Origin of the sequence: Paenibacillus sp. J53TS2, from assembly GCF_018403305.1 — a bacterium.
GTDB lineage: Bacteria > Bacillota > Bacilli > Paenibacillales > Paenibacillaceae > Fontibacillus > Fontibacillus rhizolycopersici.
On record NZ_BOSK01000004.1, the window covers coordinates 306,047 to 327,158 of the forward strand.

At 52.9% G+C, this 21,112-nt stretch carries 23 protein-coding genes and 1 pseudogene; 14 read left to right on the top strand and 10 right to left on the bottom strand.

What is annotated here, in order from left to right:
• Positions 1–15: 15 nt before the first annotated feature.
• A complete protein-coding gene (locus KJS42_RS11525; RefSeq protein ID WP_213622905.1) occupies positions 16–1,326 on the top strand; it encodes an MFS transporter in 1,311 nt (436 codons plus the stop codon).
• Here KJS42_RS11525 and KJS42_RS11530 read toward each other — a convergent pair.
• The 3 genes from KJS42_RS11530 to KJS42_RS11540 form a co-directional block, all read right to left on the bottom strand.
• Positions 1,323–2,315 (bottom strand): zinc dependent phospholipase C family protein, encoded by a 993-nt coding sequence (locus KJS42_RS11530; protein WP_213622906.1) that lies wholly within the window; start codon positions 2,313–2,315, stop codon positions 1,323–1,325. The two genes, KJS42_RS11525 and KJS42_RS11530, sit on opposite strands and share 4 nt — an antisense overlap.
• A 107-nt stretch (positions 2,316–2,422) precedes the next feature.
• Positions 2,423–3,067 (bottom strand): LysE family transporter, encoded by a 645-nt coding sequence (locus KJS42_RS11535; protein WP_213622907.1) that lies wholly within the window; start codon positions 3,065–3,067, stop codon positions 2,423–2,425.
• The gene (locus tag KJS42_RS11540) at positions 3,064–3,504 is read right to left on the bottom strand and encodes an Lrp/AsnC family transcriptional regulator (protein ID WP_155607882.1); all 441 of its coding nucleotides are present in this window, start codon (positions 3,502–3,504) and stop codon (positions 3,064–3,066) included. The genes KJS42_RS11535 and KJS42_RS11540 overlap by 4 nt, the downstream gene beginning before the upstream one ends.
• A gap of 250 nt (positions 3,505–3,754) precedes the next feature.
• Between KJS42_RS11540 and ybaK the strand changes: the two genes are divergently transcribed.
• Positions 3,755–4,276, top strand: a complete 522-nt coding sequence (gene ybaK / locus KJS42_RS11545; RefSeq protein WP_213622908.1) for a Cys-tRNA(Pro) deacylase — start codon at positions 3,755–3,757, stop codon at positions 4,274–4,276.
• Positions 4,277–4,338: 62 nt separating this feature from the next.
• Positions 4,339–4,980: pseudogene (locus KJS42_RS11550) on the top strand (YfbR-like 5'-deoxynucleotidase).
• Between the two features lie 74 nt (positions 4,981–5,054).
• Here KJS42_RS11550 and KJS42_RS11555 read toward each other — a convergent pair.
• The gene (locus tag KJS42_RS11555) at positions 5,055–6,038 is read right to left on the bottom strand and encodes a zinc-binding dehydrogenase (protein WP_213622909.1); all 984 of its coding nucleotides are present in this window, start codon (positions 6,036–6,038) and stop codon (positions 5,055–5,057) included.
• A gap of 33 nt (positions 6,039–6,071) precedes the next feature.
• Complete coding sequence (locus KJS42_RS11560) at positions 6,072–6,962, bottom strand: LysR family transcriptional regulator (RefSeq protein ID WP_213622910.1); 891 nt, start codon at positions 6,960–6,962, stop codon at positions 6,072–6,074.
• A gap of 158 nt (positions 6,963–7,120) precedes the next feature.
• Between KJS42_RS11560 and KJS42_RS11565 the strand changes: the two genes are divergently transcribed.
• Entirely contained in the window at positions 7,121–7,468 is a 348-nt protein-coding gene (locus KJS42_RS11565) for a nuclear transport factor 2 family protein (protein WP_213622911.1), read from the top strand.
• Position 7,469: 1 nt separating this feature from the next.
• Complete coding sequence (locus KJS42_RS11570; RefSeq protein WP_213622912.1) at positions 7,470–8,264, top strand: SDR family oxidoreductase; 795 nt, start codon at positions 7,470–7,472, stop codon at positions 8,262–8,264.
• Between the two features lie 54 nt (positions 8,265–8,318).
• On the opposite strand, the gene KJS42_RS11575 is transcribed toward KJS42_RS11570, so the two are convergent.
• Both KJS42_RS11575 and KJS42_RS11580 read right to left on the bottom strand, forming a co-directional pair.
• Entirely contained in the window at positions 8,319–9,242 is a 924-nt protein-coding gene (locus KJS42_RS11575; RefSeq protein ID WP_213622913.1) for a serine hydrolase domain-containing protein, read from the bottom strand.
• 16 nt (positions 9,243–9,258) lie between these two features.
• Positions 9,259–9,585: a YnfA family protein gene (locus KJS42_RS11580; RefSeq protein ID WP_155607886.1), complete on the bottom strand. Its 327-nt coding sequence runs from the start codon at positions 9,583–9,585 to the stop codon at positions 9,259–9,261.
• 168 nt (positions 9,586–9,753) lie between these two features.
• On the opposite strand from KJS42_RS11580, the gene KJS42_RS11585 reads away from it, so the two are divergent.
• The 3 genes from KJS42_RS11585 to KJS42_RS11595 all read left to right on the top strand — a co-directional run bounded on the left by KJS42_RS11585 (position 9,754) and on the right by KJS42_RS11595 (position 11,685).
• Positions 9,754–10,071 carry a thioredoxin family protein gene (locus tag KJS42_RS11585; RefSeq protein WP_155607887.1) on the top strand — a complete coding sequence of 106 codons (318 nt, stop codon included), beginning with the start codon at positions 9,754–9,756 and terminating at the stop codon, positions 10,069–10,071.
• Positions 10,072–10,115: 44 nt separating this feature from the next.
• The gene (locus KJS42_RS11590; RefSeq protein WP_213622914.1) at positions 10,116–10,787 is read left to right on the top strand and encodes a VOC family protein; all 672 of its coding nucleotides are present in this window, start codon (positions 10,116–10,118) and stop codon (positions 10,785–10,787) included.
• 103 nt (positions 10,788–10,890) lie between these two features.
• Positions 10,891–11,685: a TetR/AcrR family transcriptional regulator gene (locus tag KJS42_RS11595; RefSeq protein ID WP_213622915.1), complete on the top strand. Its 795-nt coding sequence runs from the start codon at positions 10,891–10,893 to the stop codon at positions 11,683–11,685.
• A 72-nt stretch (positions 11,686–11,757) separates the two neighbouring features.
• On the opposite strand, the gene KJS42_RS11600 is transcribed toward KJS42_RS11595, so the two are convergent.
• Both KJS42_RS11600 and KJS42_RS11605 read right to left on the bottom strand, forming a co-directional pair.
• Positions 11,758–12,543 carry an ABC transporter permease gene (locus KJS42_RS11600; protein WP_213622916.1) on the bottom strand — a complete coding sequence of 262 codons (786 nt, stop codon included), beginning with the start codon at positions 12,541–12,543 and terminating at the stop codon, positions 11,758–11,760.
• Positions 12,543–13,424: an ATP-binding cassette domain-containing protein gene (locus KJS42_RS11605; protein ID WP_213622917.1), complete on the bottom strand. Its 882-nt coding sequence runs from the start codon at positions 13,422–13,424 to the stop codon at positions 12,543–12,545. The genes KJS42_RS11600 and KJS42_RS11605 overlap by 1 nt, the downstream gene beginning before the upstream one ends.
• A 337-nt stretch (positions 13,425–13,761) precedes the next feature.
• Between KJS42_RS11605 and KJS42_RS11610 the strand changes: the two genes are divergently transcribed.
• From KJS42_RS11610 to KJS42_RS11635, 6 genes are all read left to right on the top strand, one after another.
• Positions 13,762–14,337 carry a TetR/AcrR family transcriptional regulator gene (locus KJS42_RS11610; RefSeq protein WP_193416104.1) on the top strand — a complete coding sequence of 192 codons (576 nt, stop codon included), beginning with the start codon at positions 13,762–13,764 and terminating at the stop codon, positions 14,335–14,337.
• A 64-nt stretch (positions 14,338–14,401) separates the two neighbouring features.
• Positions 14,402–15,178, top strand: a complete 777-nt coding sequence (locus tag KJS42_RS11615) for an SDR family NAD(P)-dependent oxidoreductase (protein ID WP_213622918.1) — start codon at positions 14,402–14,404, stop codon at positions 15,176–15,178.
• A 209-nt stretch (positions 15,179–15,387) separates the two neighbouring features.
• Positions 15,388–15,930 (top strand): polymer-forming cytoskeletal protein, encoded by a 543-nt coding sequence (locus tag KJS42_RS11620; protein ID WP_155607895.1) that lies wholly within the window; start codon positions 15,388–15,390, stop codon positions 15,928–15,930.
• A 213-nt stretch (positions 15,931–16,143) separates the two neighbouring features.
• A complete protein-coding gene (locus KJS42_RS11625) occupies positions 16,144–16,974 on the top strand; it encodes a helix-turn-helix transcriptional regulator (protein WP_155607896.1) in 831 nt (276 codons plus the stop codon).
• Between the two features lie 109 nt (positions 16,975–17,083).
• On the top strand, positions 17,084–18,298 hold the full coding sequence (locus tag KJS42_RS11630; RefSeq protein ID WP_155607897.1) for a multidrug efflux MFS transporter: 1,215 nt from the start codon (positions 17,084–17,086) through the stop codon (positions 18,296–18,298).
• 28 nt (positions 18,299–18,326) lie between these two features.
• Positions 18,327–18,923, top strand: coding sequence for a hydrolase (locus KJS42_RS11635; RefSeq protein WP_430146192.1), 597 nt, complete (start codon positions 18,327–18,329; stop codon positions 18,921–18,923).
• 185 nt (positions 18,924–19,108) lie between these two features.
• Here KJS42_RS11635 and KJS42_RS11640 read toward each other — a convergent pair whose 3' ends face one another.
• Entirely contained in the window at positions 19,109–21,067 is a 1,959-nt protein-coding gene (locus KJS42_RS11640) for an alpha-amylase family protein (protein ID WP_213622919.1), read from the bottom strand.
• Positions 21,068–21,112 lie beyond the last annotated feature (45 nt).

Here is a 21,112-nt window from a genome sequence, read left to right on the forward strand (position 1 = left end):
GGAGGGGGCAAAAGGATGAACAAATCGAAGATACGTGCCTGGATCCTGTACGATTGGGCGAATTCGGCTTACGCCACCACGGTGTTGGCGGCGGTACTTCCTATCTTTTACGCTGGCGTGGCGGCGCAAGGCTTAAGCGAAAGCACCGCGGCGTCTTATTTAGCCTACACGCATGCCATCGGCATGGCGTTGGTGGCGCTCATCTCGCCATTGTTGGGATCCATCGCGGACTTATCGGGGCGAAAAACGTCGTTCCTATCCTGGTTTGCCCTGCTAGGCATCGCCGGGACAACCGGATTCGCGCTCGTCGGACCGGGAGATTGGCTGCTCGCCTCGGCGTTGCTTGTCATCACGACGGTTGGATTCTCTGGAAGTCTGACGTTTTACGACTCGATGCTCCCTGATCTGGTACCTTCCCGGGATCGGGATGGCGTTTCGGCTAAAGGTTATGCAGCAGGGTATGTCGGCGGAGGGATTCTGCTGGCTATCAACCTCTTGATGATTCAGCAGCCGCAGTGGTTTGGCCTAAGGGATGAACTGGCGGGAACTCGGCTTTCTTTTCTCAGCGTAGGCCTTTGGTGGTTAGTTTTCTCGTTGCCGATCATGCGCAAGGTGCCGAATTTATCCAAGCAAGTGTCCGGGCTAACCACGGGGGGATATGTACGGGCTGCCGGTCAGCGAATCGGCGGTACGTTCCGGGACATCCGGCGCTATCCGCAACTATTTCGAATGATCGCTGCATTCTGGTTCTACAACGACGGGATCAACACGATCATCCTGATGGCTACCATCTATGGAACGACGCTTGGAATCGGTACCAGCGATCTGATCTTGGCTCTGCTCATTACGCAATTCGTCGGGTTCCCCAGCACCATTCTGCTTGGCAAAGCGGCTACGCGCCTTGGTCCTAAACGGATGCTGATCGCCTCGTTAGGTATCTATGTGCTGATCGTTCTCTTGGGTTTTGGGATGAGTAGCGCACTGCATTTTTACATCCTGGCCATAATGGTTGGGTTGGTCCAAGGGGGAAGTCAATCGATTTCCCGTTCGATCCTTAGCGATCTGATGCCGCCGAACCGGACGGGGGAATTTTTTGGTTTCGTCAACATTACGAGTAAATTCTCTTCGATCTTTGGACCGTTTGCATTCGGACTCATCGGACAATGGACAGGCAATCCGCGTCTAGGGATTCTATCGCTGCTGCTGTTCTTCGCTTTAGGCATCGCCGTCGTGGCGAAGCTGAACCTTGTCCAAGGCAGGGCAGACGCCTTGCGGGGAGCCGGCGGTGGTCCCGATGCCGGAGCGCAGCCGCCGGTGACGGCCTAAACCTTAACCGGTTGACGGCGACTCCAGATGGGCTCCGCGTATCGATTGACTAAATTGCTGACGCATTCTTTTCCCGTATCATAAGAGCGATCCCCTAACGTTTGCCGGAACTGTTCTCGTTTCCGCACGGCTGCTTCGGGGATTTCTTCATTTAGCCATTCCGCCAGGGCTCCGAGAACTCGTTCGCCGTCCGCGAGCGCCTGTTCCCAAAGCTCCCACACGCTTTCCGTTCTGACTTCGGATAAGACGGCGGAATGCCGCCACCTCGCATGCCGTTCGTTCAGATAATCCGGAGCGGAAGGGATCGAAACAGACGGGGCGGGCGGATAAAATAAGCCACGGATCGGTCTCGGCGTCAACCGCTTCTTCCAGCCCTTCGGATCGTTCAGCAGACGGAATGCGAGTCGCATGTCACGATAGGCCGCTTGCCAGCTGGTGAATGGCAGGTTATCCATCTCGGGGTAATGGGCGAGACAAGTCTCGTGGAGGACCCGGCGAATATGCAGGGGCAACCCGGCTTCGAGATCGATTTCTTTCCAACTGGGATGACGCGAAACGTCCAATTGCTTTAGCTTCCACAGGAATGCAGCGTCCAAGGCAATTTCGAAGCGCTGATGGTCCAGCCCTTTGTAACCGGCACTCCAATTAATGTAAGGGTGTAGATTACGGTCGAGAAGGTGATGGGTGAGAAAACCGAGGAAATACAGCAAGGCATCCGAGCGATCGGGTTCGGGGAGCGTGAGGCTATGTGCGAAAACATCAACTAATACCGATCCGCAGCTTCGACTGTGCATGAGGTTGCCGAGTCGAAATGCTTGACTGGGGCTACTCCTGGACAAAAAGCCATGGAAAAGTAGAACATCCGGCCCCTGGCAGCCAACATGATAGAGCTTGCGTAGAGCCGGAAGCCCGCGTAATAATGGCAAACGTTCTTGAAAATCGGTTACAAGCCGTTCTCCATACTCCAAATGCATCCATAAGGCCGGCATAGGAATTCCTCCTGCTGTAGTTCGCCCGCCAAGACGGAGAGCGAAGTTCTTAAGACCAGCATAAGGAGCGTTTGTTAGAGGAGCGTGAAAAGAGATCCGGGATCGTGTTAAGATTTATGGCGCGCTTTCACTATACGTAACGCATAAGCAATCAGGACGAGACCCACGAGAAGGTTCAAACCTGTCGTCATCAGTGGTGGAATGTATGCATTCGCCAGACTTCCGATCCATGCGATCAGGTTCAAAAAGCCGAAGGTAGCCAGCAAAGCGCCCATCGCAAACCAGATTAGCTGTGAGCCACTTAGATCCAAACCTGGCTCGGCGATTTTGGAGCCGAACACCCCCGCCCAGAACAGGATCGTTAATGGGTTGGAGGCGGTGAGCAAAATGGCGTAGACCCCGTAATTCCCGTCAAGACCGAGCCACGGCGGGCTAAGGAGCAGCGGCACCTCCATCTCCATCGGAATCGCGCTGAGCATCGTAATGACCCCGAATAAACCCACGACGACCGCACTGCACCCATTCAGCATCGATCGAACGCCCTCTCTGTCGAGCAGGGTGGAGACCCCCAGCAACGCTGCCCCCATAAACATCGCGTCCACCAGGGTGACCCCGAGAACGCCAGTCGCGGCCGCACCGTATCCATGCTGAGAACCGGTTTGAAAAATAAACAGGCAGACCGGGCCAACGGCCAACTGCAGCAGCATCCCGAATTTGAAACCGCGCAGGACCAGGCTTGTGTTTCCTCTCATAGGTTGATGTTTTCCTTCATGGTGGAAAGGGAAATCATAGTGTTGCTCTTCACAACACCGGGAAGCTGCTTCAACGTGTCGGACAAAAAACGCTCCAGTTGTGTGGTATCTTCGACGAGCACCTTAAGCAAATAATCGTATTCACCGGCAAGGTGATGACATTCCAAGACCGGTTCACAGGCGACGATCCTAGTGCGAAAGTTGTCTATATGCTTGGTATGCTCAATGCCGACAAACACGAAGGCGAGTAGCTTGTGGCCGGTTTTCCCCCGGTTGATCTTCACCGTATAGGCCTCGATGACCCCGGCTTCCTCCAGCTTGCGTATGCGCTCGGATACGGCGGGGACGGACAACCCGACTCGCTTGCCAATGTCAGAGGCGGTCATGCGGCTGTTTTGCTTGAGGGATTCAAGAATTCGTTGATCGGTTACGTCCATGGGGATCTCTTCTCTCCTGGTTGATATTTTACCTTTATTGTAGGAAAAGAGTTTAAGAATGTAAATAAGTATTGGAGAATGCGTTAATTAATTAACTAATATAACTTAGAACATAAATATTTGAAGATAGAAGGACTAGGAAACCGTTTCAGAAAAAACATTTTAAACCGATCTGGGCCTGTCACCCACGCAACGGAAGTGCTAGGATAATTTTCATAAGGGAAACATGGATATCAAAGGAGTGGGATCAATGGCAGAGACCAAAACGAATGCCATGCGGATGCTGGAGAAGTCCAAAACGCCATACAACATCTTCGCGTACGATGCCGAGGACGGGCAAATTCACGGGACCGCTGTGGCGGAGAAGATTGGCAAACCGATGGAGAAGGTGTACAAGACGCTGGTGGCTCATCAAGGCCCAGCGTTATTCGTGTTTATAATTCCGGTAGCCGAAGAGCTTGACTTGAAGAAGGCAGCCAAAGCAGCCGGGGTCAAAAAAATCGAGATGCTGCCGCTCAAGGATCTGCTGCAGCACACCGGATATGTCCGAGGCGGCTGCTCTCCGGTCGGTATGAAGAAATTGTTCCCGACCTTTATCGACAGTCAAGCCGAAAGCTTGGATACGATTCTCGTATCTGCCGGAAGAATCGGCTTGCAGATGGAACTAACGCCTCAGCATCTTGCCGCGCAAGTCAGGGGAAAGTTCGCCTCGCTGGTCCGTGAAAGCGCGGACGAAGGGGAGAAGGAGGAAGAAGGGATTCGTTGGATTTGACGTGCCCCTAACAATCACCATCTATACTGGAGGTAAAAACCAACAGAAAGATGGATGATCTGATGGGCATTCATGCTTATTTTCGCTCCTTAAATGAACTGGAACGCATCTATCGCTGTCCCGGAAGGTTCAAATTCGAAGAACATAGCGTGGCGGCGCACTCCTGGAAAGTCGTGCAGTACGCGAAAACTTTAGCCGATATCGAAGAACAACATGGCGTTGTTATCGACTGGAAGAAGTTGTATGAAATTACGAGCAGTCATGATTACGGCGAGATCTTTATTGGGGATATCAAGACGCCGGTCAAGCACGCATCGATCGAGCTGCGGAACTTGATCCAGCAGGTTGAAGAGGGCATGGTCCACAATTTCATCGATGAGCATATCCCCGAAGCGTTTAAAGCGATCTTCCGCAACCAGCTTCGCGAAGGGAAGGACCATACTGTCGAAGGGCTCATTCTCGAGGTCGCCGACAAGATGGATCAGGTCTACGAGGCGTTTGCCGAACTGCAGCGGGGGAATACAGAGTAGGAATTCGTCAAGATGTACCGCGATGCGTTGGTTAAAATCAAAAATATCCGTCTTCATTGCGTCGACTACTTCCTACGTGAAATTCTAACGGACATGGTCAACGAGGGGACGAGCTCGCCGATCGACATCAGGCGGATTACGCAGGAAGCGCTGGAACACGGAGAAGGCGCTTGAACTGGGAGTTGAAGAAGAAGCCCATTCCAGAGCATTGGAATGGGCTTCTTTGTGCTTCAAGGATAAGCGAATCGTTACAGCTCGGCGACGATTTTGCCGCGGACATGGCGCTGGGATAGGCGAATCAAGGCGTCCGGTACTTGCTCCAGTTGAATCACTTCCTGGACCAAAGAGTCGACTTTGTTATGCTGCAGCAGAGCCATAAATTCGCCAGCCATGACAGCGAGATCTTCCTCGGCTTTCCGACTCCCTGAGCCATAAGCACCGGCAATCATCAGCTTATGCAGCGTAAACGATTTGCTGGACGGCTGGAAATCGGCCACTGTCTCCGGTGCGCCGGCAATACAGGCCAGTTGCCCGCCGAAGGCCAGGGTGTCTAAGTCCAGCTGGGCCGTTGCTCGGTTCAACGAGTTGATGATCAAATCCACGCCAACCCCGTTCGTGATAGCCATGACGCGTTCCTGAACGTTATCCGAGTTATAGTCGATGACCTCATCCGCGCCAAGGCTTCGGACGTAGTCCGCATTCTGCGGCGAAGCCGTTGCGAGGATGGGAGAGGCACCGTAGAGCTTGGCAAGTTGAATGGCATATCCGCCAACCCCACCCGCTCCGGCATGGACCAGGAGGGATTGCCCTGAACGGATCTGCATTTTGCGCGTCAAAATCTGGTAAGCCGTTAGCCCGGCGCAAGGAAACGCCGCTGCGTCCGTAAAGGATACGCCGTCCGGGATCGCCGCCACCGTATGAGCGACGGTGACGGTGTATTCGGCGAATCCGCCAGGCCGGGTGAAATCGGCCATGTAGGCAACCCGGTCGCCCGTCTTCCAGGTAGTGACGCCTTCGCCAACAGTATCAACGACACCCGCAACGTCGATCCCAAGCACGAACGGATACACCCAGGCTGGATTCCCGTTTGGCGATACTTTGTAATCGATCGGATTCAAGCCGGCGGCATGAACGCGAACCCGAATTTCGCCAGGGCCAGGCACGGGCATAGGCAACTCGGCGATTTCAAGCGTATCAGGTTTTCCCGGTTTCGGGAGGATAAGTGCTTTCATCTGTATCTCCTTTTCGTTCCTTGGATTTTCGAGTTAGTTGCTTTTTTTATCATAGCATAGACCATTTACATATTCGATGAACCGCTTGGCCGCTGGCGAAACGTAGCGATCTTTTCGCCACTTGAGGCCAAGCTCCCATTCCCAGCCTTCCTCCTGAATGGGAATCCATGCGAGTCCTTCGAGCTCCAGTCCCATCGTCTTCGGTAGGACGGATACGCCTAAACCGGCCTTAATGAAGCCTGCTACTGTGATCAAATCCTCGGCATCATACGTGGATGCTAGCGAAAATCCGGTGCTTTGGAACCGAGCGAGTAGGGTCGCTTTGAGACCGCAGTTGTTTTTCAACCCCACGAACGGCTCTCCGGACAATTCCGTTAAGCTTAACGAAGGGCGATTAGCTAAGGGGTGTTGTGCCGAAACAACGATAAATAGCGGAAGCGTTTGGATCACGATCCATTCATGGAGCTCCATAAACGATTCTCGGGAAGTGATCATGAGATCAGAGAGTCCTTTGTTCAAGTGCTCGTCGATGTCTCCGAGATTTCCTTGCGTTAATTCGAATCGGACCTGCGGATGGCTTCGTTGATAATCGCGGATCAGTGTTGGCACGAGATCAACGCCTAGGATATTCAGGTACGACAAGGCAACAACTCCGGTCTCCGGATTTGTCCATTCCTGCAATTCCCGAGTGCCGTTGGTCAAATCCTGCATCGCTTGTTCAACCCAGACCATGAACATCTGACCGTACCGGTTAAGCTCCAGGTTTCGGCCGCTTCGCTCGAAGAGCGGAACGCCAAGTTCATGCTCGAGCTTGGAAATGGCGTGGCTTAAGGCCGGCTGGGTTAAATTCAGCGCCTTGGAGGCTTGGGTCATATGCTGCAAGCGGGCAACCGTCAGGAAATACTCGAGTTGCGTGAGTTCCACAGTAGTCACCTCACCTTTTATATTAATTTAATTTATTATTTACATGAATACTATAAATTAGACGATATAAGGGGTCAATCGTAAAATGGATTTGGGCCCGGTTCAACCAAGTAATGCGGATCGAGGACCAGATGCTAAAGCTAAGGAGTGGAGCAGAAATGACTAGGAATGACATCGAGGTAGGGTTACCTCAAACGATTCGTGATTTTTTTCGGGCAAGTGATAAGCACCAAACGGAGGACTTGCTTGCCTGCTTCGGGGATAACGCATTAGTTTTGGACGATGGAGGAAGGTATGAGGGGCTAAGCTCAATCCGTTCCTGGAGCGATCAGAACTATATCGGGGCCCGGGTTTATGCGGATCTTATCGCGGTGGAGCCAAGGGATAAGGAATGGGCGGTTCTGGCCGAAATCACCGGCGATTATCCAGGGGGGCCGTATCGATTTTGGTTTGGATTCACCTTAGATCAAGGACAGATCAGCAAATTGGAAATTACGGAGGGATAAGATGAAATTCGACTTAAATCAGATTCATACGGAGTTTGCCGGTAAAAAAGTACTTGTGACAGGGGGCACCAAAGGGATGGGACAAGCCATTACAGCGAGGCTAGTCGCTGCGGGGGCCGTTGTCATGACGACGGCCAGATCGATGCCGGAATCGCCAGGCGATCCGCTGCTGTTCGTAGCCGCAGACCTGGCGACCCCTGAAGGGGCGGAGGAGGTGACCCGTACGGTCCTGGAGCGCATGGGCGGCGTAGATATCCTCATTCACTGCGTTGGCGGATCGACCACGCCTCCAGGCGGGGCCTTGGCACTTCGCGAAGAGGATTGGATCTACGCGCTGAACTGGAACTTACTTAGCGCCGTTCGCTTGGACCGGGGACTACTGCCATCGATGCTGGAGAAGGGGAAAGGGGCGATCGTGCACATCTCTTCGATCCAACGTAAGCTGCCGCTGTTCGAAACGACTTTGGCCTATGCCGCGGCGAAAGCGGCGTTAACGAACTACAGCAAAGGGTTATCCAAAGAATTTGCACCGCAAGGCATCCGTGTCAACACAGTTTCTCCCGGGTTTATTCAGACGAAAGCGGCCGATGCTTTAATCGACCGAATTGCTGCAGAGACGGGTAGTCGGGAGAGCGCCCTGGAGCAGCTGATGCAGTCGCTTGGCGGTATTCCGCTGGGTCATCCGGGACGACCGGAGGATGTAGCCGAACTCGTGGCGTTCCTTGTCTCTGACCGGGCAGCGTCCATAACAGGCAGCGAATACGTCATCGATGGAGGAACGATCCCAACGCTTTAACCTCTGCTATCGTCAACTTCAAAAGAGCCTTCCCAACAAGGGAGGGCTCTTCGTTTAAAGATGGGGAGCGATGTTCAATCGGAATACTTCGGTCGGAGGGCGGTCTCTTTTGCGCTTATCATCGGTCAGAACGACGACGGTCTCCAGGCTTGGGATCACGTAGATGAATTGTCCTCCGTAGCCGCGGGCATAGAAAAACTCAAAAGACGACTCCCGCTCCCCCGTGTATACGTCCGTCCACCAATGCCAGGCATAGCAGCCGCGATGGGGGGCTTCGACGTCAATCGCGGGATGGACGGACTCCTTCAGGCGTTCCTGGCTGATCAGTTGTCGTCCGTTCCAGGCGCCTTGCTGTAAATACAATAAACCGAACTTCATCATATCCGTTGGCCGGAGCCATAATCCGAATCCGCCGGTATGAATTCCCTGCGGGTCTTGCTCCCAGCGGTAGGTTTCGATGCCGAGCGGGCCGAACAGGTTCTCTTCGGCAAAACGGGCTGTCGGCATGCCGGCTGCTTGGACCAAGATTGCCGAGAGGAGCTGGGAGCCGCCCGAGTTGTATTCCATCCGGTCGCCGGGGCGATCGGCCATCGGTTGATCCAGAGCGAACCGGACCCAATCGCGGGAGCGGGTCATCCGTGGAAACGAGTTATGCTCGCCGAATTCTGTCCAATTCCACCCTCCCGACATGGTGAGGAGATGCCGCAGGGTGATCTCCCGCTTCCGTTCGTCGGAGTCCGCATTCAATAAGGGGAAGAAGGTGCGGATTTGCGTATCGGGTGGAGGCAGCAGACCGCGGTCGAAGGCGATGCAGATCAAGGCTGATAGGAAGCTTTTTGTGCAGGAATTGGTTTTGGCGATTTGGTCAGCCACTTGCGTGTTACGATAATGCTCGAGGACAAGCTGGCCTTCCCGGTTGATGAGACAGCTTCGTAATTGAAGCGGCTGAATGGCCGCAGAAATGGCAGAGAGATTCATCGCTTAGATGTCCTTTCTAGTGACGTGGGGCCCAAAGGATAATCGATACGCCGATCAAACAGATTGCGGCGCCAAGCCAATCGTAGAGGTCGGGCGTCTTCTTGTCTACCCACCAGCCCCATAATATCGCGAGCGCGATGAAGACGCCCCCGTAGGCTGCATATACGCGACCGAAAGAAGGGAACTTTTGCAGGGTCGGAACGATGCCGTAGACGATGAGGATCAACCCGCCAGTGATGCCATACCAGAGCGGCCTGGATTCCCGGAGCCAGAGCCAGATCAAATAGCCGCCGCCGATTTCGGCGAGTCCGGCGACAAGAAACAAGAGAATCGCGAGGAGCATGATGAAGCCAATCCTTTCGCTCTATTTTTACCCATGATTGTACCATGGATCCGTAAAGATGAAACCTTGATGAAGACTATGGCGTCTTCGCGCGAATGCGTTATAATCGATCTAAGGTGAATATTCAAATTTAAACTATCAAATCTACAATTAAAGGAGTGGATCCGGATGGAAAGAGTCCAATCGGAAACGCAATTCGAACAATTGATTCAAAGAGACCAGTATACGGTCATTAAATTCGATACAACCTGGTGCCCGGACTGCAAAAACCTCGATCGGTTTATTGGAGATATCATCGCCGAGCATACGGACAAGGAGTTCTACGCGATGGATGCCGAGGAATTCCAGCCGTTGGCCGAAGCTAACGAGGTGCGGGGCATTCCGAGCCTGCTCGTCTATAAAAACGGGGAGAAGCTTGCCCATCTACACAGCAAATTCGCCAAAACGCCGGGGCAGATCCGCGAATACCTCGAGAGTTTGGCTTAATCCGGTAGGGGGGCGTTCATCGTCCGTCATGGGGAGAGGGGAACATGAAGTTTACGGAAATGACTTTGTGGTCGGGGCAACTGCAGGAGACGGAAGCCTTCTACACGGAAATCCTGGGGTTTGCCTTAATCGAGCAAGGACTGGAGCACTTCACGATTCAAGCCGGAACCACGCTGCTCACGTTTCGTTTGGCCCAGGAGAGCGTCTCGCCGTTTTATCATTTTGCGCTGAACATACCGGAGAATAAATTTGTTGAAGCCAAGCAGTGGTTGGCGGCGAGAGTTCCATTGATCCGTGAACAGGGGGAAGATGAGGTGTTCTTTACCTCCTGGAACGCGCATGCGGTTTATTTTGAAGATCCGTCCGGTAACATTGTCGAATGGATTGCCCGGCATCATTTACCCAGCGGGATCAGCCACGATTTTACCGTCGATGACATCATGGGGGTTAGTGAAATCGGTATCGTTACATCCGAAGTCCTCCCCTTGGTTCGTCGTTTGAACGCGGCAGGGATACCGAATTGGAGAGGGGACGATGAGGGACTGACCCCAGTTGGCGATGAATATGGGCTGCTGATCGTCGTCAGGGACAGACGGGAATGGTATTTCTCCAACCGGAAAGCGGCCCATTTCTACCCGGTAGAACTGTCCGCAGTCGGGATCGGGCAATTGAAGTTTCGTGCGCAGGACGAGTTGTTGGTCACATCGTTCGGTTGAATTGAAGCGGATGCTTCATGTACACGTTCATGGATGTTGTCCCTTGTTTTGTGGTATATTGCTTATATAATAAGCAGTTGCATTTTGGACAGGAGACACGCGCATGAACGAGAATGGAAATAAGACGGACGATCGTAACTATACGAAGGGGCTTCCTCACGGAATTGCATTAACCTGGGGATTGATTCCGGAGCCTAAACGGGGGCCCAAACGGGAGCTAAGCATTCCGGAAATTGTCCGTACCGCAGTTGCACTTGCGGATAAGGACGGGCTCGCTGCCGTATCCATGAGCCGGGTCGCCGGAGCGCTGGGTTATACGGCCATGTCGTTGTATCGATACATTCCAAGCAAGGATGATCTGCTGCTTCTGATGCAAGAGGCGATCTGTGACATCCTCCTTCCTGAGGAACAGGATCCGGAGGATTGGCGAGGGATGATGCGTACCTTCGTTTGGAGTACGGTGAAAGTATATAAGGAGCATCCCTGGTTTGCTGATCTCCCGATTTATGGAGCGCCAATCACACCCAACAGTTTACGGTTTGTCGATTGGGCATTAAAGGGAATGCGAGACTTCCCAATCAGCGGGTATGTAAAAATGTCAATCATCCTTCTCCTGAGCAGTTATGCGCGCGCATGCGGAATCCTGCAACGCGACATGGACCGGGCCTTCAGTTCGGGGACTAGCCTGGGTGAATTTAGCGGTTATAGCTACAGTGCTGCTTTGAAAGAGCTCGTCACCCCGGAGCGTTTCCCCTATTTACATCCATTGATCATGTCGGGAGAGTACACCGGAGAAGATGAAGCCGAGGGCGGCGTGGGGAATGACATTGAATTCGGTCTGGAGCGGATTCTTGACGGGATAGAGCATTATTTGAGCGCTGCGAAAAAACAAACATAAAAGCAGGGATAACGAAGCGATTCGTTATTCCCTGCTTTTTTTATTGCGCTTTTTGCCGGATGATGGTTGCGTTTATCGTTGTCCTGACCGCCTTTGAAACACGACGCGACACCAGACGAAAGCACCGGCGATGAGGAACAGGCACCACCCGACTGCCCACCAAGCATTGTCACCGAGCGGAACATTGGTGAGCAACCCGCGGATCGTTTCGATCGCCGGGGTGATCGGCTGGTGGGCCGCGAAGCCCTGCAGCCATCGCGGCATCGATTGCGTGGGCACGAAGGCGCTGGATAGATAGGGGAGGAACAGCAGGATGAACCCGTAACCGCTTGCGGCCGAGGCGCTCCCGGCGATGAGGCCGATGGCTGCGAATAACCAGGTGATGGCCAGGATAAACAAGATGATCATGCCCATAGCCCCTAGCCATTCCCAGAAACCGGCGGCAGGGCTGAAACCGACTAGCAAAGCAACGCCAATCACGATCACTGTTGCGATAAGATTGCGGAACAAGCTGGCTACGACATGGCCGGTTATTACGCCCAGGCTTTGAATCGGCATGGTGCGGAATCGCTCGATCACACCGTTGGAAAGGTCCTCGGCGACTTTCACCGCAGTCCCTGAAGCACCAAATCCGGCACACAGCAGGATGATCCCGGGAACCACATACTCAACGTAATTGCCGGAGGGGTCAAGGGCACCGCCGAAAACATAGGTGAACAGCAGCATCAGCATCACCGGGAGCACGATCGCCATGACCATGGCATCGACATCTCTCAGACTATGGCGGATGCCGCGGCCGATGAATACCCAATTGGTCATCCAGGACGAAGGCACTTTGGCTGAAAATGGGGCTTCCATTAAACGGATACCTCCTTATCGCCGGAAGTCAGAGAAATGAACACCTCATCCATCGTCGGACGCTGAATGCTGACACGTACATCCGCGGGCACCTGGGATTGAAGATCATTTAAGATCCCCAACAAATCACGGATGGTGCCGTCCGTCGGCACCCGGGATAGCAACTGATCATCGGTGTCCCGGAGTTCGACCCGATCGCTGCGGACTTGAGCTTTCAATTGCTCCGCCGTACCGGTCGCAACGATTCGTCCGTCCTTGAGAACGGCGATCGTATCGGCCAATTGATCCGCTTCCTCCAAATATTGCGTTGTTAGAAAAATCGTATGACCCTGCCGCGCTAATTCCGTGATGCTACCCCAGAGTACGCGGCGGCTCAGCGTGTCAAGACCGGTTGTCGGTTCGTCCAGGAACAGTACCGGGCGGTTGACGATCAGGCTGATCGCAAGATCAAGACGGCGACGCATGCCGCCGGAATAGGTCTTGACCCGTTTTCGGGCCGCATCGGTCAAATCGAATTGTTCTAATAGCTCTGCAGCGCGCAAACGTGCCGCTTTGGAGGTTAGGCCTGAAAGGCGGCCCATCATTACTAAATTTTCCTCCCCGCTCAGCACTTCATCGACCGCGGTAAATTGTCCGGTAAGGCTAATTGAACGTTTGACTTCGTTTGTTTGAGCGGTCACCTCGTACCCAGCAACCCGAACCGTTCCCGCATCGGGCGTGGTAAGGGTCGAGAGGATGCGGATTAGGGTTGTTTTACCGGCGCCATTGGGTCCCAGCAAGGCATAGACCGTGCCTTTTGGCACAACAAGATCAACCCCGTTCAGCACAGTTTGGCTGCCGAAGCTTTTGTACAACCCGCTAATTTCTATCGCATGATTCATTCCAAGGACTCCTCTCTCAATTAACTGTATATAATGTAAACAGTATATGATATAAGCATATGTGAAGTCAATACGAAACATTCATGGCATTGGCTAATTTTTTCGTTGTGCGACTAGAGAAATACTTCCTAAATCATACCTAGTGCTATTTTCTGTTTTTTGAAACGAAGGGAATGCACTCAAGATCAGATCGTTGAATGAATGCAGCTCCCGGACGGAATTTTCCGTTGCAGGGAGCTGCTTTTTCATTAAATAATAGGAGAACGGAAATTCTAAAATAATTCTTTACCGAACGTTCTCAATATGATAAACTCAAGATGAAAGGAGGGACCGCCCATTGGCCAGAGCCAAACAATTTGACGAGGATACGGTGTTGCTGAAAGCGATGAAGCTATTTTGGGAACAAGGCTATGAGAGAACGTCGATGCAGGATTTGGTCGAGCAAATGGGAGTTCATAAGCGCAGCATGTATGACACATTCGGCGATAAGCATTCTCTGTATGTCCGAGCGCTGAACCGGTATCAGGAAGTGATCGCGAAACGGATGGTGGAGGCGATGAACGGAGCCCGTTCCACAAAGGAAGCGATCCGCGCCTTATTCGAAATGGTGATCTATCCGGAAAAGGGATTCCCGGCGGGCTGCCTGATGGTGAACACGGCGGTTGAGCTCGCAACGATCGACGCGGATGCCAGGGCTTTCGTGACCGAGGGTTGGGCGCATTCCGAGATCGTGATCCGTGGGCTGATCGAAGCCGGACAACGATCAGATGAGTTAGATCCGTCGTTGAACGCGGAGGAGCTCGCGTCCTATTTCAATAATGCCTTGGCTGGCCTTAGGGTAATGGTGAAGACAGTTGAAGATAAAGAGAAGCTCGTCCGGATCGTCGATACGACGTTGTCTTTGTTGAAGTAGTCTTTTTTTTGTACAAAAGAGAATGATCATTCTCAATAAACATCTATCTAAAGGAGCGAGTACGATGGGAAAACTAGCAGGTAAAGTAGCGTTGATTACTGGAGGGAGCAGCGGGATTGGATTCTCCACGGCCCAATTGTTTGTAGCCGAAGGGGCGAAAGTTGTCATAACGGGAAGGAACCCGGACAATTTGAAGAAAGCGGTGGATACGCTGGGCACATCCAATAGCATTGGCGTGGTATCGGACGCGGCTGATCCGGAGAGCGCCGAGAAGGCCGTCGCGGCAGCAGTGGAAGCCTTTGGCGGATTAGACATCGTGTTTGCCAATGCCGGGATCAGCGGAAGTACGCCACTCGGCAGTACGGACCCGTCCCTGTTTAAGCGCATTCTCGATATCAACGTCGCCGGTGTATTCTTCACGATTCAAGCGGCTTCGTCCCATATGAGAGAGGGGGGCTCCGTGATCCTGAACGGTTCTGTTCTGGCCAAAGCCGGCAGTCCGGGGTATGCCGCTTATGCTGCGAGCAAAGGGGCGGTCACAAGCATGGCGCGGGTTCTGGTTTCGGAACTGGCACCGCGCGGGATCCGCGTCAATACCGTCGTGCCGGGCGCCACGAAAACGCCGATTTGGGGAGATACTGCTGCACCAGCTTTTAATCAGCTGGAAGATTATTTGAAACGCAGCATCCCGCTGAACCGAATGGGCGAACCTATAGAACTGGCAAATACCGTGTTATTTCTGGCTTCAGACGATGCATCCTTTGTCAACGGGGCGGAAATCAGCGTAGATGGGGGCTCAGGCTCTTCACCGATGGGAACGCCGCTCCATACGCAACGCTAACAACTCCTCCCGTCAGGGGGTTCATATACATTAAAGCCGGTCGGTTTCCGATCGGCTTGTTCACTCGAACAGGAGGAAGGTGGAAAAATGATGAACAAGCTGTGACTTGTTATGTGAAAAAAAGCACATTTAAAGTGAAATAAATCACATTATATGATTCCACTTTTTTTTATAATTCAAACTGAAGATAAAAACAGGAGGGAAATCAAATGAAAATGGTCAAAGGTTTGGTAGTAGCAGGGATTGCAGCGGCGTTGCTGGCAGGTTGCGGTTCGAATAACGGGAATACGGCGGAAAACACAAATAAACCCGCTGAACAAACCGACGTAACGACGACGGCATCGATCGTAAACCAAGCGGATGCGTTCACGAATGCAGTCAGCGAAAAAGGGACTTGGATCGTCGCGATTCTGGACGACTTGACAGTCGATAAGGATGTTGTAGTTGCTGGTGAATTCCATGACAAAAACGATGCTGCAAAAGACATCTATCGTAAAATCGCGCTGTACACCCAAGACGAAGATCACAACATCACCGCTTCGTTTACATTGACGGTTCCTAAACTGACGGTACAAAGTGAAAACCTGAGAATTCAAGGCGGTACCGTGAAAGGTGACGTCTATGTAGAAGCAAACGGGTTCAACTTGGATAAAACCGCTACGATCGACGGCAACCTGTACTTCGCCAACGCGGACGTGCAAGCTAGCGCGAAAATCGACGGTAAAGTAACGGGCGCAACAGAAGTGAAGTAAGTTTAGTCCTAATCATAACGAAGGCCAACCAATCAGGTTGGCCTTGTTTTTATACCAAAAATGATTTTACGAATACATAGATCCGTTAATCCTCCCACATTCAGATAATAGTTCTACGTCTTCAGAGGGCGGGAGGTTGCGGTTTGCCCGGCCGTATGTTCTAATCGCAGTAGCTGCGTTCCGCAGCGGAAGACCCGGTGGAGGCGATCGGTTATGAACTTGAATAATCTCTATTTTCATATCCATTACTGCAATAGTAAGCAACCAAACGATGGCAAGAAGATCAGGACCCAAATTAGCAGAACGCTTCAGCATCATGAGCTGCTGCTTGTAACCGGAGGTAAGGGCAGCTTAACGCTGAGCGGCAAGAAGCATCTCGTTCAGGAGGGGTTGATCTTTTACTTGCGTGCGGGGTTACCGCATATGATTGAAATGGATGAAGAGGAGCCGATTTGTTTCTATTCGGTCCACTTCAGCTATACGAGCATCGGATATGACGAAGGCGCTTGGTCTATCGGAAAGGAACATGAAAGGCTACCGTTGCCGCCGATGCGCATACTGCAAAATGGATACTTGGTCGTGGACGCCTTTCAAAGGCTGACGGCCGCCTGGTCCGCCAAACTGCCGGGTTATGAGCTGTTGGCAAGAGCCAGATTGCAGCAGCTGCTATATGAAATCTTCTTACAGGTAAAGAGACAAAATCAGAATCACGCGGTTGCGCTTAAAGTCGAAAAGGTGATCCAACATATGCGTGAGCATCTTACTGAGCGGCTCACATTGGCGGAGTTGTCTGATTTGGTGCAACTGTCAACGTATTATCTGACGCGAGTGTTCAAGCAGGCTACCGGCTATACGGTCATCGAGTACTTCAACAAACTTAAAATGGATAAAGCCAAAGAACTCATCTTGGACGGTGACAAAAAAATCAAGGACGTTGCATTAGAGCTCGGTTTCGCCGACGAATTTTACTTCAGCCGAATTTTCAAGCGTACGGAAGGGATCAGTCCATCTGAATTTTACAGCAATATCGTCCATGGAGTTTAGGATAATGCATGGTACATAGCTGTTTTTCGCGTTAAGATCATTCTGCAAGAATGTTCAATTGTCGCGCAGTGGACAGCGAGCTCTTACAGAAGGAAGAAGGCTTTGGGTTATGCCGATTTGGAAAAGAAATTTGATCGTCTGCTGGTTTGGCATGTTCGTGACAGGGGTAGGCATGAGTCAGATCGCTCCGATTTTGCCGCTCTACATCAAGCAGCTGGGGGTTGATCAGGCCGATGCGGTAGCCCGTTATTCCGGACTCGCATTTGGCATTACGTTTATCGTCTCGGCGATTTTCTCCCCGATTTGGGGGCTCGCGGCCGATAAATATGGGCGGAAACCAATGCTCCTCCGGGCTAGCCTCGGAATGGCGATCATTATCGGATGTATGGGGTTCGCTACCCATGTGTATGTGTTGATCGCCCTTCGTCTGTTGCAAGGCATCATTACTGGCTACGGCACAGCATGCACAACGCTGATCGCGACGCAAACGGACAAGGCTCATGCGGGTTGGGCGTTAGGTCTGTTATCCACGTCTAATATCGCGGGATCGCTGTTAGGTCCAACGATCGGCGGGTTCATTGCCGAAAACGCCGGGATTCCAAACACCTTTTTCCTGACCGGTGTGTTGATGCTGATCGCTTTCATAACGACATGGCTATTCGTTAAGGAAACGTTCGTGCGGACGGATGAGAAAGTGGCGGGAATGAAAGAGGTATGGGCGGCAGTTCCTGAAAAAAGCTTAACCTTGACGCTGTTCGCCACCTTTTTTATGCTGAGTGTCGCCATGTATTCGGTGGAACCGGTGCTAACAGTGTATGTAAATGATATTTCTCGGAACAGCGGCCATGTGGCGCTGTTGGCCGGGGTCATTTTCTCGGCATCGGGTTTGGCTAATATTTTGGCCGCGCCAAGGCTTGGGAAGTTGTCCGACCGGATTGGCGCTCATAAGGTGATGCTGGCTGCGCTGCTGGTGGCCGGGATCTTGTTTATCCCGCAGGCACTCGCACGGAATCCTTGGGAGCTGATGGGGCTGCGTTTTTTGCTGGGATTGGCTGCGGGCGGACTCAGTCCCTCGGTCAACACACTCATCAAGAAGATTACTCCAGAGCATCTTACAGGGCGGGTGTATGGATTTAGCATGGCAGCCGGGTATCTGGGGGTATTTGCCGGTTCCGTGCTGGGCGGTCAAGTCGCAGCTTGGCTCGGTGTTCCATACGTATTCTTGACGACCGGCGTTTTGCTGCTAATCAATGCGGTCTGGGTTTATACGAAGGTGTATAAGAAGTTGAAGGAACCTGGTCGATTGGCGCTTATCCAAAGATGACCAAGAATGGAGTGAAGGAGAGATGATGATGGAAATGGATCCATCTGACATGAAGACGAGGATCATAGCGGAAAAGACAGCGCTGGTTGTGATCGATTTGCAGCAAGGAATTGCGCATCCCTCCCGCAAAGGGGCTCCTCACGAGAGCACTGTAGTGGTAGGAAACGCAAGCCGGCTGGCACAGGCATTTGCCGAAGAAGGCGGGTTCGTGGTGCTTGTCCGGGTATCCTCCTTTGATGGAAAGGACATGTTGAAGCCAGAAACGGACATGCATCCGAGCCCAACGGCGTACCCTGCAGGTTGGGATGAAATCGTGCCTGAATTGGCGGAGGTTAAAGGGGCACACATGGTGACGAAACGCCAGTGGGGAGCTTTCTTCGGCACGGACCTCGATCTGCAGCTGCGGCGGCGCGGCATCGATACGATCGTGCTCTGCGGCATCTCCACCTCCATCGGGGTTGACATGACTGCGCGTGAAGCGTTCCAGCATGGGTACCAACAGATATTCGTCGAGGATGCCATGTCTGCTTCGACGACGGAGGAGCACGAGTACGTATGCCGATTCATCTTCCCGCGCATCGGCAAGATACGATCGACGGAAGAGGTTTTGGCGGCGCTGCGGTAAACGGTCGTTTTGATGTGAAAGAGCCTTGGACCTTTGGGTTCAAGGCTCTTTGGGTATAAGCCCAGCATACATCGATAGGGTGAAAATCCCGAGCGGAGGTTGCGAGCGCCTGCCGGCAGTCCATGGAACAGGAAGCAGCTTGGCCGAGCAATCGGGGTATCCGCTTCTACCCGATTGATCGTGTACTAAAACTGCAGCACAACCATCTGATGGCAGGACCAAGAGGGAAGAGTGTACGTGATGCTCCCTTTCTCTTGGCGGAATGGAATCGCTGTCCGCTGAGGCGCCAGATAAACTTCCCGAACCGGTGCCGGTACAGCGATCGTGGATTCGATGCCGCTAAGGATCGGGAGGTCTTCGATGACCTCAACGTTTTGGCCCCGGCGTACCGGAGAGGCATACAACAGATGGTGAATCCAGCGGTTGCTGGCTTGTTGTGCCTGAAGCGTTGTTACCCCTTGTGCAGGGAGATTTGAGCTCATCGTCTTACGTTGCAGCAAACGGTCCAAGGCGTAGTGCAGAATCTCCTTGACGGGCAAGCTGCCCTTCAAGGCGTAGTCCTCGAACAGATTCCAGGCTGCGTAGATACCGGAAGGGCCCTCCACCATGCCGGGGCCGGCGTCCTGCAAATTGGACGGTGTGTGCTGATGCGAGCAAAAGGTGAACAGATCGCGGTTGAAATAGGAATTTTCCCGGCTGCCCAGCTTGTGACCGTTTGTATCCAGCTCGATGTCCTGACCATCGGCGTAAATGACGAAGGAAGCGTTGCTTAAGGAAGGCAGTTCAAAGTCCGGCCGAAAATAAGACGGCTTGAACGCGGAGGCCTTAAGCGGTTTCGCACCGAAATCAAGTTCGAACCGCGTACCGTCCGACGACAGGCCGGAGCGTCCGGTGGCCAGGATTTTGCCGCCTTTGGCGACAAATGCTTCAAGCTTCGTCTTGAGCGGTTCGTCGAGGGTAATGACGTCCGGCAGAATGACGATTTGATAAGAAGTTAGGTCGGTTTCCGTGTCCACGACATCAAACAGGTAATTCCCTTCCAGCAGGATCCGTACGGCCCCCGAATCGGCGTCTTGCACCGAAGCGCCCGGAACCCCCGATGCCTCGGCAGACAGCAGCGCTACGTCGGCGACGGAGGTTACGTCCCGGCACCATTCCTCCTTCGCTTCAACTTCCCTATAAGCTTCGCCGATTAGCGCATAAGTTGCGGGGTCCATCAATCCGGTCGGATGCAGTTGGTCGCCGATCGAGATCCGTGCCCCGTTCGCCAAGCTAAGCGCCGTCTCGTACTTCAGCGCGTTTGGATGCTTGTAACCGCCAAATTCGCCCCACGAGGTGTGAAATTTTCCCGTCATCCCCAGGAAGTTCATCCCCAGCCCTTGAGCGTACCGCGCGGAAAGCGGAAAGTGGTCATACCCCCAACCGCCCGTCGGCAGGGACTCCAGCTCCAGATGGGTGTTCAGCTTTGCGAGGTCACGCCGACCGCGCTTAACATGTCCCCCGTTGTGGAAGATCGGCAGGCCAGGCTTCACGGCATGCACGGCATCATCCATCACTTTGGCGTAGCGGAGATAGGTCTCTTCCCAAAAGCGTCTCATCTCTTCCAGGTTGCGTGGATCCGAGCCGCGTTTACGGATTTCAGAAACGCAAGATTGGCAATAACATTCGCGGACCCCAACGATATCGAGGAAGATTCCGTCCGCATCATAATGGGTTACGACCTCACGGACTTGAGCAGCCAGGATGTCAAGGTAAGGGGTGTTCATGCAAAACTGATGATATCCCGGCGTCATAAAATCGGGCGACCAGCTAAGTTTCTCGTGCGGATCGCGGATCAGCCATTCCGGATGTTGGCGAGCGAGCTTCTCATCCAGACCAGCGGAGAGATAAACCGGCGTTTTGACGCTGATTTCGTGAGCCGCTTCGATTTGTGCGCCTAGCAAGTCGAACGATAGTTGCGGGTGCATTTCGTTGGCGGTTGTCGGATGGTAAGCCCAGCCATGATGGCATTTGGAGAACACCGTAATCGAATCGACATGGCCCAGTTGGAGCATCTCCTGGAATTGCTGCTTGGAGAATCGGCTGCCGATGCCTTCGATCGCTTCGGAAGTATGGAAATCGAGATGAATCTGTCGGAATCTCATGGGTATTCCTCCCGTAATGGATTGTTATCATCGTACGATACCTAC